Source organism: Devosia sp. RR2S18 (genome assembly GCF_030177755.1).
Classification (GTDB): domain Bacteria; phylum Pseudomonadota; class Alphaproteobacteria; order Rhizobiales; family Devosiaceae; genus Devosia; species Devosia rhizosphaerae.
This window is the reverse complement of record NZ_CP126539.1, coordinates 3,120,789-3,133,969: the sequence shown is the minus strand read 5'-3', so window position 1 is coordinate 3,133,969 and position 13,181 is coordinate 3,120,789. Positions and strand designations below refer to the sequence as shown.

Here is a 13,181-nt window from a genome sequence, read left to right as displayed (position 1 = left end):
GTTTGCAGCAGGCAGAAGTCAAGCGGTCGGGAACACCAGTAGAGGTGTTCCTGGCCTTTCTCAAATTGGGCCTGACTTCCTTCGGCGGCCCAATCGCCCATCTCGGCTATTTCCGCGACGAACTGGTGGTGCGCCGCAAATGGCTGACCGAGAGCGCCTATGGCGATCTGGTGGCGCTTTGCCAGTTCCTGCCCGGCCCTGCATCAAGCCAGGTGGGTTTTGCCCTTGGATTGCTCCGCGCTGGGCCGCTGGGGGCAATTGCTGCCTGGACGGCCTTTACCCTTCCATCCGCGCTGCTGCTCGTTCTCTTCGCCTTGGGTGCCGCAGCGCTCGACTCGCCCATTGCCCAGGGCGTGTTGCATGGCCTCAAGCTCGTGGCGGTCGCCGTGGTGGCGCAAGCGGTTTGGGGCATGGCCCGGACGCTCACGCCCGATCGAAACCGGGCGGGCATTGCTCTGCTTGCAGTGTTTCTCTCGGTCCTCCTGGCAGGCTCCATCGGTCAGGTGGGTGCGATCCTCGTAGGGGCTGGCGCCGGCCTCTGGCTGTGCCGCAATGGTGCGGGACCAGAAGTGGCGCCGCTGCAGTTTGGCATCAGCAAGCAGGCAGGGGCCGCAGCATTGCTGGTGTTTTTTCTGCTGCTCATTGGCTTGCCGCTGCTGGCGGGGGCTGGGAACGCGCAAAGCGTATCGCTGTTTGACGCCTTCTACCGCGCTGGCGCGCTGGTGTTCGGCGGCGGCCACGTCGTGCTGCCGCTGCTCGATGCCGAAACGGTCGCACGTGGGTGGGTAAGCGAGGATGCATTCCTGGCGGGCTATGGAGCGACGCAGGCTGTGCCCGGGCCACTCTTTACTTTTGCGGCCTATCTCGGCGCCGTGGCCGTCGTGCCGCCCGGTGGCATCGCGGGCGCGGCGGTGGCGCTGGTCGCAATTTTCCTGCCTGGCCTGCTGCTACTGATTGGCGCCTTGCCGTTCTGGTCGGCCCTGCGCGGCCGGCCGGCGGCGCAGGCGGCGATGCGCGGGGCGAATGCCGCTGTCGTTGGAATACTAACTGCTGCGCTTTATGATCCGGTCTGGACGAGCGCAGTTTTGCTGCCGATCGATTTTGCGCTGGCGCTGAGCGGGTTCCTGTTGCTGGTGATGTGGAAGACGCCCCCATGGGTCGTGGTGTTGCTGCTCGCAGCAGCCGGCGGCGCCATGGCAATCCTAGCCTGAGGCCTCCAAAGAACGCGTTCCGCAGCTGACATCGGCGAGGCGATCCTCGAAGCGCTCGCGCATTGCCTGGTGCGGGGGCGCCAGTCGGAGCACCACAAATAGCTCATCGTCGCGCGATTCCACCACCAGCACCCCTTCCTCGACGTCCAGCTGCTGCTGGGCAAGCAGACGCGTCTGCGCGGCGTTGAAGATGCCCAGGTCCAACGTCTGGCCGATGCCGTCGCGATTGGTCGTTGAGTAGGTGACGATCCCGCGCTGGTTGAACAGCGCCACCGACCAGAAGGCGTCGGGAAGGGTGCCGGCGAGGAAGGCAGGCCCTTCAGCAAGATCAACCTGACAGATGCCGTAGACCAAGTCCGGATCCAGATCGAGCGGATTGGCGGCGCCAGGCTCGATGGCAGGAAGGATCACGACCCGATTACGTGCCTCGAGTGCCTCGATATTGTCCCAGACCGTCTCCTCGGTCAGAAGCGGCAGGGTGAGGATCACCACGATATGGATGACGCCGCCCAGAACGAGGCCAGCCAGTAGCCAGAGGAGAAAGCGGATCATGCGCAGTCACCCCGGAGAATTTCGGGCATGGTTTCGTCGCTGGAGAACCCCGAGAAAGCGGCGGTATCATAAAGCGTGAGCTGCAGTCTGAATGGCCCTTCGCCCGTCAATTCGAGCCAGTTCCCAGGCATCAACTGATTGCCCACATTGATGGCTATCTCACCATCATCCACGCGCACGATGCGAGTGGATCGCATGACAATCTCGCTCTGTGGGGAAGCGATGTTGGTGCCATTCTCGTCGACCGCAACCAGGGTCCAGAACGTTGCGAGCGGCGTGCGGCCCACTATTCGGTAGCTGCACGCCCGCGTCAGGGGCTCGCCGACGCTGTCGGTTGTCGCAATGAACTGCAGGCCCTCGGCCTGTCCGAGTTGGAGCGTTGCCTGACGTGCGAGATGGCCGCGTGTGTAGGGATTTGGAGTGTTGGAACCCAGATCAGGCCAGGCGATCCACGGGCCCACTTGAGCCACGCCAAAGAGGCGGCCATCCGTCAGCGCATAATAGCTGAGCCCGAAACCCACGCTGAGGGCCACTGCGATCATCATCAGGAGGTACAGGACGAAGCGCACCGGTCAGCAGCTCACAAGGGCGGATTTCAGCATGCGGGCAAGGACCTGCGCAGGAGGGGCGACCCCCAGCCTATAGCAAGGGGTGCGCAGGGGTGGAAGGGCGGGCGCTACAACCCTTGGCTGATCATGGGGACCGGAGCACTGGCTTGGGTAGAGGCGGTGGTCGTCGCCTCGAGCGAGGCGCCGAACATCTCGGCCAGATCAGCCAGCTTGCGCGCAGCCTCTGGCGTGAGGCTGGGTGGCCGCTCGATCAGTTCTTCCACGAGCGCTGGGTCGAGATCTCCCTCGGCAATCAACGGCTCCTCGGGCTGGAACTCGTATTCGACGCCAAAGACGGGCTCGATGTCGGTGTTGGTATGGGCATAGGCCATGAACTTTTGCCACACCATGGCAGGCAGGTTGCCGCCCGTCAGGTCGTTGGTGGGGTGATAGTCGTCATTGCCCAGCCAGACCGCCGCGACGTAATTGCCGGTAAAGCCGCAGAACCAGGCATCGCGATAGGACGAGGTCGTCCCCGACTTACCGACGGCGGGCACCCCGGGCACATCGGCACGTCGGCCAGTGCCACCCGTTACCACACTGCGCAACATGCGGTTCATGTTGGCCACGGTGGTTTCGCTGAGGATGCGCTCACGCGGGGCCTCCGGGTCAACCTCGTAGATCACATCGCCCGTGAGCGTGCTCATGCGGGTGATGCCATAGGCGGGGGTCTTGAGACCGCGATTGGCGAGAACCGCATAAGAGGAGGTCATGTCCAGCACCGATACCGAAGCCACGCCAAGGGCCAGAGAACGGGTGACGGGATAATCGGCGGTCAGGCCCATGCGGTGACTGAGCTCGGCAATGGAATCGCGGCCCGTCTTAACCGAGAGCGTGACCGGGACTGTGTTGAGCGATTGCGCGAAGGCGCTTTCGAGGCTCACGCTGCCCTTGTAGTTACGGCCATAATTCTGCGGGCACCAGTCACCGATGCAGACCGGGCGATCGGTGATCGGGTCATCGGGGGTGAGGCCCAATTGCTCGAACGCTTCGGCATAGACGAAGATCTTGTAGGCCGAGCCGGGCTGGCGCGTGGAGACGATGGCGCGATTGAACTGGCTCTTGGCGTAATCCATGCCGCCGACCATGGCGCGGATGGCGCCCTGGGTGTCGGTAACCACCATGGCTGCCTCCGACACATCATACTGCTCGCCCTGTTCGCGCACGGTAGAGACCACCGCCTCCTCCGCGTATTTCTGCAAGGTGGTGTCGATGGTGGTGCGGATCAAAAAATTGTTCGAGTTGGTGCTGCTATCGGCGATGATGTCCTTGGCTTGCTCGAACGCCCAATCCAGAAAGTAATTGGGCGAATTGGCGTCTTCGGAACGGTCGATCGGTGTCGCGGGGTTGCGGCGCGCGGCGGTCACCTGGCCCTCAGTGAGGAAGCCGGCAGCCACCAGATTGGACAACACCACATTGGCGCGACCACGAGCGGCCGCGAGGTCGATATGCGGGGCCCACCGGCCGGGGGCCTTGTAGAGGCCCGAGAGCATGGCCGCTTCAGCCAGGCTGATGTCCTGAACGCGTTTGCCGAAATAGTATTCGGAGGCGGCGACCACCCCGAAATTGCCGCCGCCCATATAGGCGCGATCGAGATAGAGCTTGAGTATCTCGTCCTTGCTGTAGTTCCACTCCAACCAGACCGACAGGAAGGCCTCGACGATCTTTCGCTCAATGGTGCGCTCGGAGGAAAGAAACAGCTGCTTGGCCAGCTGCTGGGTGATTGAGGAGCCGCCATGCAGGCTCGTGTCGCCTGAGGCATTGGTGAGCAGCGCGCGCAGCGTGCCCAGCACGTCGATGCCGAAATGCTCGTAATAGCGCCGATCCTCGGTGGCGAGGGTCGCCTTGATCAGGTAGTCCGGCATGTCCTTGAGGGGCACGGAGTCGTCCGAGCGGATGCCGCGGCGACCGGTCTCGGCGCCGAACCGGTCAAGGAAGATGATCGAATAGTCTTCGGCCTTGTTGTATTCGCCCGTAGCGGTGACATTGAAGGCGGGCATGGCCAGCGCCACCATCAGCACCGAGCCGATGGCGAAAAAGGAAAAGGCATCCGAAAAGACTTCCACGAAGAACCGCTTGATGCCGGAAACGTGGAACACGCTCATGATGTCCTGGAAGCGCGTATAGCCCGCGCCGAGCCAGTGCCAGAACTCGTAAAAGCTGGAATCCAGCCAAGCGTCGGCGGCCATCATGCCCGACGACTTCTTGCGTTTCGCCTTGGTGTAGAACGGATCCTGCGCCATGTTTCCCTGGATTTGCCTCACGGACTGTTGTGCCCGTCTGCCCCGTAAAGCAACATAATCGCTGGAATATGATCAGCGTTGCATGCAGACAAGCGCATTCCAGCAACAGCCTTGCACAATTGAGGGACGATGGCTTTTTGGGACGAGAAGACCCTCGAGGAGATGAGCCCAACGGAGTGGGAAGCGCTCTGCGATGGATGCGGGCGCTGCTGCCTGATCAAGCTCGAGGATGAGGACACCGGTACGCTCATCACCTCCGATGTGCGGTGCCGGCTGCTCGATGGCGATAGCTGCGCCTGCACCGACTACCCCGGACGGCAGGCCAAGGTGCCTGACTGCATCAAGCTGACCACCGAGAATGTGCGGGAGATCAAGTGGATTCCCACCACCTGTGCCTATCGGCGCATTGCCGAGGGCAAGGGTCTGGCCTGGTGGCACCCGCTGGTTTCGGGCGACCCGCAGACGGTGGTCGATGTTGGTGTCTCGGTGAAGGGCCGTACCTTTGCCGAGGAGGAGGTGGCGCCCGACACCTGGGAAGAGCATGCGGTCGACTGGCCCGAATGGGAGCCGCCCGAGAGCCTCTAAAGCCCTGATGAAGCCCGGTTAACTGGCGATTAACCATGCTGTGGCCTGATCTGGGGAGTAGCCAGCCAGGACAGCGCCACATGACCGATACGGCTCAGCCCAAAGACTCAACCCAGTTCTGGTCGCGCGTGCGCGACGCGCTCAACGCGGTGCGACCACCGCAGCGCCAGCGCCAGCCGGCCTATGGCACCGCGGCGATCGCCCGGTCGGTGGGGCCGCGCACGCGGTTGGGCGACCATCTAGAAGCAGCGCTGAACATGGGTTGGGAGCGTGCCGCCGCCAAGCGGGTATCGCTCAGCCTGCTCGTTATCGAAATCGACCAGTTCGGGGAGTATTTCGCTGCCTATGGGAAGGACGCCGCCGACCAGTGCCTGGCCGCTGTCATCGAGGCGAGCGCTGAGGCCCTATCGACCGATACCGGCAAATGCCTGCGCTATGGCCGGGCGGGCCTCGTACTGGTGCTGCCCGATTGGCCGGGCCTGATGGCCCGCGCATCAGCCGAAAAGATCGCAGCTGCCGTGCGGGCGCTCGCCTTGCCCCACAAGGAGAGCCATGCCGGCATCGTTACGGCGAGCCTCGGACTGGCCGTGGTCAACCCGACCGACGAATATGACCGGAGTTTCTTCGAGGCCGCGGTCGAAGCGGTAAAGCGCGCGCAGCGCAAGGGCTTGGGGCGCCTGGAAGTCGTCGATCTGCGCACCAGTGAGGATCACCGTAAGGCCGCCTAGAGGCGGTTGCCCTCCCAGACTTGAACCCCTAAGAGAGCCGTCCCCCGGCGCCCCTGAGACGGATGCTCTGCCATGACCCTTGCTTGCGGCCTAGACTTCGGCACGTCCAATTCGACAATGGGTCTGGTGCGCAATGGCGTGCCGCACCTGATGCCGCTCGAAGGTGAGCGCGAGACTATTCCCAGCGTCATCTTTTTTGGCTTCGAGGACGATAGGGTCCGCTTCGGTCGGGATGCGGTGGCAGAATATGTCACCGGCGCCGACGGGCGGCTGATGCGCTCGCTCAAGAGCGTGCTAGGTACGAGCCTGATCGGCGACACCACGCGCGTCAAAGCGCGCAGCTATGGCTTTGTGGAGATACTGGGCATCTTCATTGCCGAACTGAAGCGGCGGGTGGAAGCGGGACTGGTCGAAGAGGTCTCGCGGGTGGTCTGTGGACGCCCCGTGCACTTTGTCGACGACGATGCTGCGGCCGATGCCGAGGCACAGAACCAGCTGGAAGCGGCGGTAAGGGCGCAGGGCTTCAGCGAGGTCGCCTTCCAGTTCGAACCTATCGCCGCAGCGCTGGATTATGAGCGGCAGGTCACCAGCGAGCGGCTGGCGCTGATCGTCGATCTGGGCGGCGGAACGTCGGATTTCTCGGTGGTGCGAGTTTCGCCCGAGCGGGCCCGGGCGGCTGATCGGGCAGGGGATATCCTCGCCACGGCGGGCGTGCATGTCGGCGGCACCGATTTCGACCGGCTGCTCGCCATGGCCAGGGTGATGCCCGAGCTGGGGCTGGGCACGCGAACGCGGGACGGCAAGCGGCACCTTCCCGTCGCGCCATACTACGACCTTTCTACCTGGCACCGGATCAACCGACTCTACAATGCCCAGACCCTGCGGGACCTACGGGGCACGCGGAACGAGGCCGTTGCAGCGGAACGGGTCGAGATGATGATCGAACTGATCGAGGATCGGCTGGGGCATCGGCTGGTTGGGGCGGTGGAGAGCGCCAAGATCGAGCTGTCGGATCACCCGCGAACCGCCTTCCACTTTCCGGTGCGCGACCGGGCGATCGAAACCGCGATCGGCGTGGAGGACCTGACCGCCGCGCTCGAGAACGCGGTGGGCAGGATCGAAGCAACAATCGGCGAGACGCTGCGACGGGCCGGGGTCGACGCGGGCGGAATCGACAGCTTGATCCTGACCGGCGGCTCTACGCAGGTGCCGGCCATTGCCCGGCGTCTGGAAGCGCTTTTCCCCGCGGCCGAACTGGTGCGGACGGACGTGCTGGGCAGTGTAGGGCTGGGACTGTCGCTCGATGCCAAGCGCAAGTTCGGTTGAAATGAACGCTATCTGAACGCTCGATTCCTGATCGATTCCTGATCGGTTCAGCGGCAGACGGGCATATTCGGGTCAACCAATCAGTGCGCGCCAGAGCACCCTCTGTTGTGGGCCTGTCGGCGCAGAGATATCCAAGGATGACCCATGAAGTTCCACAAGACCTTTGCCACGCTCGCCATCGCTTTTGGCATGATCGCGCCTGCCATGGCGCAGGACCTCTCGCCCGTTGGTACCTGGCAGACCGCCAGTGGCGAATCCCGGTATGCGGTGAACTATTGCGGCGACGGCACGCAACTGTGCGCCAAGCTGACCTGGCTGCGCAAGGATGCGCAGACGCCGCAGAATCTCGCGCTTCTTAACAAGGTCGTCGTGAACGGCGCCGAGCAGGCGGCGGAGAACAAGTGGCGCGGCACCCTCAACTACCAAGGCAAGAAGGTTTCCGGTTCGGTGACGCTGTTGGGCCAGAACCAGATGCAGCTGCGTGGCTGCCAGTTCACTGCCTGCAAGGATATTGGGCTGGTTCGTATCTAAGGCTTAGAAGGGGCAGGACCCCCACCCGGCCTCCCCCTGGGAGGGGAGGAGAAGAACTGTGCACCGGCTGATGGCACCCGCTCGGGCGTCCCCAGGGGATGCGACAACTCTTTGCCACTCTCGCGCGTTGCTGCATTGATGCGTGAGGGGACAGTTTGAGCCAGATTTCTTTCTATATTCGGCAGCTACTGCAGAAGATGTGGTTTCTGCCGGCAGCTTTCTCGCTCATTGCCGTGCTGACCGTGGTCACGGCCTATTACATGGCGTTTCTCGCGCCCGACGAGCTTCCCTTTACCGTGCCGCAAAATGCGGTGCAGTCCATCCTCGAGATTCTGGCTGCCAGCCTGCTAACGGTGGCGGTTTTCGCCCTATCGACGGTGGCGAGTGCCCTCAATGCAGCGTCGGCTGCCACGACGCCGCGGGCCGTGCCGCTGATTACGGCTGACCGGAGCGCCCAAACGTCAATTTCGGTCTTCATCGGCGCTTTCCTGTATTCGATCGTGGGCATTATTGGGCTTTATGCCGGCATCTATAGCGAGGCCGGGCGGCTGCTGCTGTTTGCGGTGACGCTGCTGGTGGTCGTGCTGGTCGTCACGGCGCTGATCCGGTGGATCGGCCAGATTTCCGCCATCGGCCGGGTGACCCAGACGATCGACCGTGTGGAACTGGCGACCCAGAGGGCTTTCGAGACCTTAAGCCATCACGCCTTGTTTGACTGTCACCTGTTGGAGGGGGAAGCCAGGGGCAGGCCCATCAACGCCCCCAAGCTCGGTTATGTGCAGCATCTCGATGCCGCACGGTTGCAGCGGGTCGCCGAGGCACAGAACCTCACTATCGCCGTGACGGCGCGACCCGGCACCTATGTTTCTCCCATGCGGGCGCTGATGAGCGTGGAAGGCGATTTCGACGCCAGTTGCGTGCAGGAATTGATCGACGCCTTCACTCTGGGAGATGTTCGAACCTTCGATAGTGACCCCCGGTTCGGCCTAGTGGTGCTGGGCGAGATTGCCGACAAAGCCCTCTCACCAGGAACCAACGATCCCGGCACTGCCATCGACGTGGTAGGCACGGTGACCCGGCTGCTCTGTGACTGGCAGCCACCCGATGAAGTGCCCGACCCTAAACACGACCGGATCTTCGTGCCGCCCCTCAACCCCGATGACCTATTCGAGGATGTGTTCCGCCCCATTGCCCGAGACGGCGCTGGCATGGTGGAAGTGGTGCTTCGGCTACTCAGTGGCCTGGAAGTCATCGCCACCAACAACGCATCCTTGCGCGAAGCGGCCCTGCTGACCGCTCGTGACGTCTATGCCCGGGCCCGGCTGGCGCTCACCGCACCGGGCGATCAGGCCGCGTTGGAGGCGGCGGCCGGTTTCGCCAATACCTGAGTTATACCACTTATCCATCTTATCCCCGCGTCACGGGGGCATGCTATGGTTCAGGCATAATCACGAAACTGGGTCACGAAGCTGATCGCAGGGCCTGCCAACGGCGGTTGCGCTTCTCGGACGGGTCGACGAGGCGACATTCAAAGCGCCCCCGGATCGACTCATTGAAAAAGCGCCCTCGTGAGGGCGCCTGGCGCAAAGCGTCGTAGAGGGCGGACGGCACACCGAAATATTTGTAGCGCCGGCCCTCGGGCCCGAACCAGACCGAGAGTTCCTCGAGCTCGGGCTTGTAGTGGATGTGACGAATTGCGGATGACATGGGGGACCTCCTCGGGTCGCTGACTCCGCATGGACGAATCCTGCTCGATTCCAAGGAGTTCCTGCAAATCGTTAAGATCGATTCACAAATGATTCATCGGGTAGGTGAGGAGGGTGGGGACGAGGCGAGTGAAGTCGACTGGCATGGCCTACGGATCGCCTATGAAGCCCGCGACGAGACCGAGGCGGAGCTACGAGCCCGTTTTGGGGTGAGCGAAGGCAAGTTGCGCTATCGGCGCGAGAGGGAGAACTGGGTCAAGCGCAGCGCCCGCAAAATCGAGCGCGGCACTCTAATAGCCAAGATGATGCGGGTGTTGGCCCTGCAATTATCCATCCTGGAGAAGCAGATGAAGGAACCAGTCGACAAGGAGGCCGCGCTGCTCGGCACAATGGCCAAAACCATGGAGAAGCTAATGGAGCTGGAAAAAGCAGATGCAGCACAAAGACCCGCGCAGAAGGACCTGACCGAACTGCGCCGGAAGGTCGCCAAGCGCATTGAGCAGCTTACCCGGCGCAATGATGTGGGATGATGTTTGCTGGTTGAACAACGGCGAAATCGACCTGCTCAAGTTCGACTGGCAGTTCTGGGCACGAGACCAACAATTGCCCCCGCCAGACGACTGGACGACCTGGCTCCTGATGGGTGGCCGCGGCTCGGGAAAGACTCGCGCGGGAGCCGAGTGGGTTCGATCCTTGGTGGAGGAGGGTGTGACCCCGATTGCCCTGGTCGGGGAAACCATGACCGAGGCAATCTCTATCATGGTGAAAGGCGAGAGTGGGCTGATGCGTGTTCACCCACCCGATGAACGTCCCCAGCTGCGCGGGAACCTCCTTACCTGGGCAAATGGCGTGGAAGCGACAGTTCTTTCTGGATCTGAGCCGGACCGGTTCCGGGGACCGCAATTCGCGGCGGCCTGGTGTGACGAGGTGGCCAAATGGCCTGACGGGGAGGCAGCCTGGGACATGCTGCAGTTCGGCCTGCGGCTGGGGCATCGACCGCGGCAACTTGCAACGACAACGCCACGGCCGACCAAGCTGATCAAGCGGCTCTTGCGCGATCATCGGACGGTCGTGACTCGCATGGTGACGGACGCCAATAAGCTCAATCTAGCTCCCACCTTCCTTGACGCCGTCGTGGCGCGCTATCGCGGCACGGTGCTGGGGCGGCAGGAACTGGACGGCGAACTGATCGAGGACCTGCCCGGGGCGCTGTGGCGACGCAGCATGTTCCAGCTCTTTGGCGGTGGCGAAATGGGGCGCATCGTGGTGGCGGTGGACCCGCCGGTGACCGGCACGGAACGCTCGGACGCCTGCGGGATCGTCGTGGCGGGGCGGCTGGGCGAGGGGGCGGTGGTGCTGGAGGATGCGACCTTGCGTCAGGCCGCGCCGCTCGACTGGGCCCGACGGGCGGTTCGCGCCTTTCATGCCCACAGTGCCGACGCCATTGTGGTGGAGGTGAACCAGGGCGGTGACCTTGTCCGCTCGGTGCTGGCGCAAGTCGATCCGGCGGTGCCGGTGCGAACTGTGCGGGCGACACGCGGCAAGTGGCTGCGGGCAGAACCCGTGGCAGCGCTTTATGCGCGGGGCCTCGTGCAGCATGCGGCGGGGCTCGTGGCGCTGGAAGACGAAATGTGTGCCTTTGGCGCCGATGGGCGCAGCGGCGGGCATTCGCCTGACCGCGTGGATGCGTTGGTCTGGGCTTTGACCGAGCTGGTGCTGGACGAGCGACGTCCCCGCATTCGCGGGCTTTAGGTGGTGCCGACAGTGGGTGCGACTGCTAGGGTGAAATCATGAGTCTGGTGGAAAACGAACGCACCAAATTGCTGGCCAACGCGCTGGACCGGGCCTCGACAGCCTGCGTGACGGTGGGGCTCTTGGCGCCGATCGCCGCCGTCATCTATGGCGCCTCGGGAACGGCGGTCACGCCCTGGACGTTTGCTCTGGGCGGCGTGATTTGGCTTTTGGCCGCGGTTGCCCTACATTTGGGGGCAAGGTTCGTCCTTGGAGGACTGAAATCATGAGCTTCATCGAGATTTTCGCATTTCTGGTCATGCCGGCGGCCGTGGTGGCCATCGGCTGGGGCGGCGCGTGGCTGCACATGCGCGAGCTGCGCCACCGGCACGGCCACCACCCGGCCGAGTAACAGCGCGCCATCCCTGAATTGATCGAGCCCTGGCAATAGCCGGGGCTTTTTTGTTGGTGCCCGCGAAAGCGGGGCAGAACGGGATTTACCTTCATGCCGAACTGGTTCAACCGCCTCCGCAGCGGGCGCTCAGCCGTGCCCGAACGCAAGGATTTTGCCGGACATAGCCTGGTGACGCTGAGCCAGCTGGGCGCAGCCAGTTGGAGCCAGCGCGGCTTTGCCAGCCTGGTCAACCAGGGCTTTCAGCGCAATCCGGTGGTTTATCGCTGCGTGCGGCTGATCGCTGAGACGGCCAACCGGGTGCCGTTGTGCATCACAGAAGGCGGCAAACGGGTGGAGAACCATCCGCTGGAGCACCTGCTGGCGCGCCCCAATGGACGGCAATCGGGCGGGGAAATGCTTGAGGCCGTCTATGCCTATCTGCAGACGGCGGGGAATGCCTTTTTGCAGGCTGGTGTGGTCGACGGCGAGGTGCGGGCGCTGTTCGGGCTGCGGCCCGACCGCATGCAGGTGGTGGCTAGCGCCGATGGTTGGCCTGAGGCATATGACTACACCGCTGGCGGCCGGACGGTGCGGCTGCGCCAGGATAGTGGGCCGGTAGCCCAGGTGCTGCATCTGGCGTTGTTCCACCCCATGGACGACCACTACGGCATGGCGCCGCTGGCTGCGGCGCAGACCAGCCTCGACATCCACAACGCGGCCAGCCAGTGGAACAAGGCACTACTCGACAATGCGGCGCGGCCCAGCGGCGCGCTGGTCTACCAGGCGGGCGGCGCGAGTCTGTCAGCCGAGCAATTCGAGCGGCTCAAGAGCGAGCTCGAGGAGAACTTCTCCGGCGCGGCCAATGCCGGGCGGCCGATGCTGCTTGAAGGCGGGCTCGACTGGAAGGCGCTGGCGCTGACACCGCGCGATATGGATTTCATCGAGGCCAAGCACGCCGCGGCGCGCGAGATCGCGCTGCCTTCGGGGTGCCGCCCATGCTGCTCGGTATTCCCGGCGACAACACCTATGCCAACCTCGCCGAGGCCAACCGGGCGCTCTGGCGGCAGACGCTGATCCCCCTGGTGGTGCGGGTGGCGGATGAGCTGACCGGCTGGCTGGGGCCCGCCTTCGACGGCGCCAAGGTAGAGCCGGACTTCGACGCGGTGGAAGCACTTGCAGAGGACCGTGCGGCGCTGTGGGCGCGCGTGGGGGCCGCGGCGTTTTTGAGCGACGCGGAGAAGCGGACGATGCTGGGCGTCTAGTGCCACCGGGGTGTCATCCCCTGCAAGCGGGAACCCCTGTTGCCGTTACCAGACCGAACAGAGGTCCCCCCTTTCGCGGGGATGACACTGTGAGGTGAAGAGGAACAACACCATGGACGAGCTGACAAAATCCGTCGTCGAGCGGGGGGATCTGGCGCATCTGGCGCTGTTTTTATGGGCGAGCGGGGCGAGCGGCTTGCTCGTGTGGAGCCTCAAGGAGCTGGCGGGGGCGAACCGGCGCTTCAACGACTTCGTGCAGGAGATCGCCACGCTCAACCAATTGTTCAACAAGCGGGATTGAAGC

15 protein-coding genes and 1 pseudogene are annotated in these 13,181 nt (G+C 63.6%); 12 read left to right on the top strand and 4 right to left on the bottom strand.

What is annotated here, in order from left to right; genetic code table 11:
- Positions 1-2: 2 nt before the first annotated feature.
- Positions 3-1,211 (top strand): chromate efflux transporter, encoded by a 1,209-nt coding sequence (gene chrA, locus QOV41_RS15400; protein WP_284577681.1) that lies wholly within the window; start codon positions 3-5, stop codon positions 1,209-1,211.
- On the opposite strand, the gene QOV41_RS15395 is transcribed toward chrA, so the two are convergent.
- The 3 genes from QOV41_RS15395 to QOV41_RS15385 form a co-directional block, all read right to left on the bottom strand.
- Complete coding sequence (locus QOV41_RS15395) at positions 1,203-1,763, bottom strand: DUF1254 domain-containing protein (protein WP_284577680.1); 561 nt, start codon at positions 1,761-1,763, stop codon at positions 1,203-1,205. The two genes, chrA and QOV41_RS15395, sit on opposite strands and share 9 nt — an antisense overlap.
- Complete coding sequence (locus QOV41_RS15390; RefSeq protein WP_284577679.1) at positions 1,760-2,332, bottom strand: DUF1214 domain-containing protein; 573 nt, start codon at positions 2,330-2,332, stop codon at positions 1,760-1,762. The genes QOV41_RS15395 and QOV41_RS15390 overlap by 4 nt, the downstream gene beginning before the upstream one ends.
- Positions 2,333-2,439: 107 nt before the next feature.
- A complete protein-coding gene (locus QOV41_RS15385) occupies positions 2,440-4,614 on the bottom strand; it encodes a transglycosylase domain-containing protein (RefSeq protein WP_284577678.1) in 2,175 nt (724 codons plus the stop codon).
- A 129-nt stretch (positions 4,615-4,743) separates the two neighbouring features.
- Here QOV41_RS15385 and QOV41_RS15380 point away from each other — a divergent pair, with 129 nt between their 5' ends.
- From QOV41_RS15380 to QOV41_RS15360, 5 genes are all read left to right on the top strand, one after another.
- Positions 4,744-5,199 carry a YcgN family cysteine cluster protein gene (locus QOV41_RS15380; RefSeq protein WP_284577677.1) on the top strand — a complete coding sequence of 152 codons (456 nt, stop codon included), beginning with the start codon at positions 4,744-4,746 and terminating at the stop codon, positions 5,197-5,199.
- Between the two features lie 80 nt (positions 5,200-5,279).
- Complete coding sequence (locus QOV41_RS15375; RefSeq protein ID WP_284577676.1) at positions 5,280-5,927, top strand: diguanylate cyclase domain-containing protein; 648 nt, start codon at positions 5,280-5,282, stop codon at positions 5,925-5,927.
- 72 nt (positions 5,928-5,999) lie between these two features.
- Positions 6,000-7,253: an Hsp70 family protein gene (locus QOV41_RS15370; RefSeq protein WP_284577675.1), complete on the top strand. Its 1,254-nt coding sequence runs from the start codon at positions 6,000-6,002 to the stop codon at positions 7,251-7,253.
- A 144-nt stretch (positions 7,254-7,397) separates the two neighbouring features.
- The gene (locus QOV41_RS15365) at positions 7,398-7,784 is read left to right on the top strand and encodes a DUF2147 domain-containing protein (RefSeq protein ID WP_284577674.1); all 387 of its coding nucleotides are present in this window, start codon (positions 7,398-7,400) and stop codon (positions 7,782-7,784) included.
- Positions 7,785-7,939: 155 nt separating this feature from the next.
- Positions 7,940-9,172, top strand: a complete 1,233-nt coding sequence (locus QOV41_RS15360) for a DUF2254 domain-containing protein (RefSeq protein WP_284577673.1) — start codon at positions 7,940-7,942, stop codon at positions 9,170-9,172.
- Between the two features lie 73 nt (positions 9,173-9,245).
- On the opposite strand, the gene QOV41_RS15355 is transcribed toward QOV41_RS15360, so the two are convergent.
- Positions 9,246-9,491 (bottom strand): KTSC domain-containing protein, encoded by a 246-nt coding sequence (locus QOV41_RS15355; protein WP_284577672.1) that lies wholly within the window; start codon positions 9,489-9,491, stop codon positions 9,246-9,248.
- A gap of 88 nt (positions 9,492-9,579) precedes the next feature.
- On the opposite strand from QOV41_RS15355, the gene QOV41_RS15350 reads away from it, so the two are divergent.
- The 6 genes and pseudogenes from QOV41_RS15350 to QOV41_RS15325 all read left to right on the top strand — a co-directional run bounded on the left by QOV41_RS15350 (position 9,580) and on the right by QOV41_RS15325 (position 13,178).
- Positions 9,580-10,020 (top strand): hypothetical protein, encoded by a 441-nt coding sequence (locus QOV41_RS15350; RefSeq protein ID WP_284577671.1) that lies wholly within the window; start codon positions 9,580-9,582, stop codon positions 10,018-10,020.
- On the top strand, positions 10,010-11,242 hold the full coding sequence (locus QOV41_RS15345) for a DNA-packaging protein (protein WP_415926775.1): 1,233 nt from the start codon (positions 10,010-10,012) through the stop codon (positions 11,240-11,242). Before QOV41_RS15350 ends, QOV41_RS15345 begins: the two co-directional genes overlap by 11 nt.
- A gap of 38 nt (positions 11,243-11,280) precedes the next feature.
- On the top strand, positions 11,281-11,511 hold the full coding sequence (locus QOV41_RS15340) for a hypothetical protein (protein ID WP_284577670.1): 231 nt from the start codon (positions 11,281-11,283) through the stop codon (positions 11,509-11,511).
- Complete coding sequence (locus tag QOV41_RS15335) at positions 11,508-11,633, top strand: hypothetical protein (protein ID WP_284577669.1); 126 nt, start codon at positions 11,508-11,510, stop codon at positions 11,631-11,633. The genes QOV41_RS15340 and QOV41_RS15335 overlap by 4 nt, the downstream gene beginning before the upstream one ends.
- A 93-nt stretch (positions 11,634-11,726) precedes the next feature.
- Positions 11,727-12,877 (top strand): annotated as a pseudogene (locus tag QOV41_RS15330) (phage portal protein).
- Positions 12,878-12,989: 112 nt separating this feature from the next.
- Positions 12,990-13,178 carry a hypothetical protein gene (locus QOV41_RS15325; protein ID WP_284577668.1) on the top strand — a complete coding sequence of 63 codons (189 nt, stop codon included), beginning with the start codon at positions 12,990-12,992 and terminating at the stop codon, positions 13,176-13,178.
- Positions 13,179-13,181: the final 3 nt, after the last annotated feature.

Bases quoted from the DNA above. Each gene is read 5' to 3' on its own strand.
- QOV41_RS15395 (WP_284577680.1), bottom strand. From the start codon at position 1,763: ATGATCCGCTTTCTCCTCTGGCTACTGGCTGGCCTCGTTCTGGGCGGC.
- QOV41_RS15385 (WP_284577678.1), bottom strand. From the start codon at position 4,614: ATGGCGCAGGATCCGTTCTACACCAAGGCGAAACGCAAGAAGTCGTCG.
- QOV41_RS15380 (WP_284577677.1), top strand. From the start codon at position 4,744: ATGGCTTTTTGGGACGAGAAGACCCTCGAGGAGATGAGCCCAACGGAG.
- QOV41_RS15375 (WP_284577676.1), top strand. From the start codon at position 5,280: ATGACCGATACGGCTCAGCCCAAAGACTCAACCCAGTTCTGGTCGCGC.
- QOV41_RS15370 (WP_284577675.1), top strand. From the start codon at position 6,000: ATGACCCTTGCTTGCGGCCTAGACTTCGGCACGTCCAATTCGACAATG.
- QOV41_RS15365 (WP_284577674.1), top strand. From the start codon at position 7,398: ATGAAGTTCCACAAGACCTTTGCCACGCTCGCCATCGCTTTTGGCATG.
- QOV41_RS15355 (WP_284577672.1), bottom strand. From the start codon at position 9,491: ATGTCATCCGCAATTCGTCACATCCACTACAAGCCCGAGCTCGAGGAA.
- QOV41_RS15350 (WP_284577671.1), top strand. From the start codon at position 9,580: ATGATTCATCGGGTAGGTGAGGAGGGTGGGGACGAGGCGAGTGAAGTC.
- QOV41_RS15345 (WP_415926775.1), top strand. From the start codon at position 10,010: ATGTGGGATGATGTTTGCTGGTTGAACAACGGCGAAATCGACCTGCTC.
- QOV41_RS15340 (WP_284577670.1), top strand. From the start codon at position 11,281: ATGAGTCTGGTGGAAAACGAACGCACCAAATTGCTGGCCAACGCGCTG.
- QOV41_RS15335 (WP_284577669.1), top strand. From the start codon at position 11,508: ATGAGCTTCATCGAGATTTTCGCATTTCTGGTCATGCCGGCGGCCGTG.
- QOV41_RS15325 (WP_284577668.1), top strand. From the start codon at position 12,990: ATGGACGAGCTGACAAAATCCGTCGTCGAGCGGGGGGATCTGGCGCAT.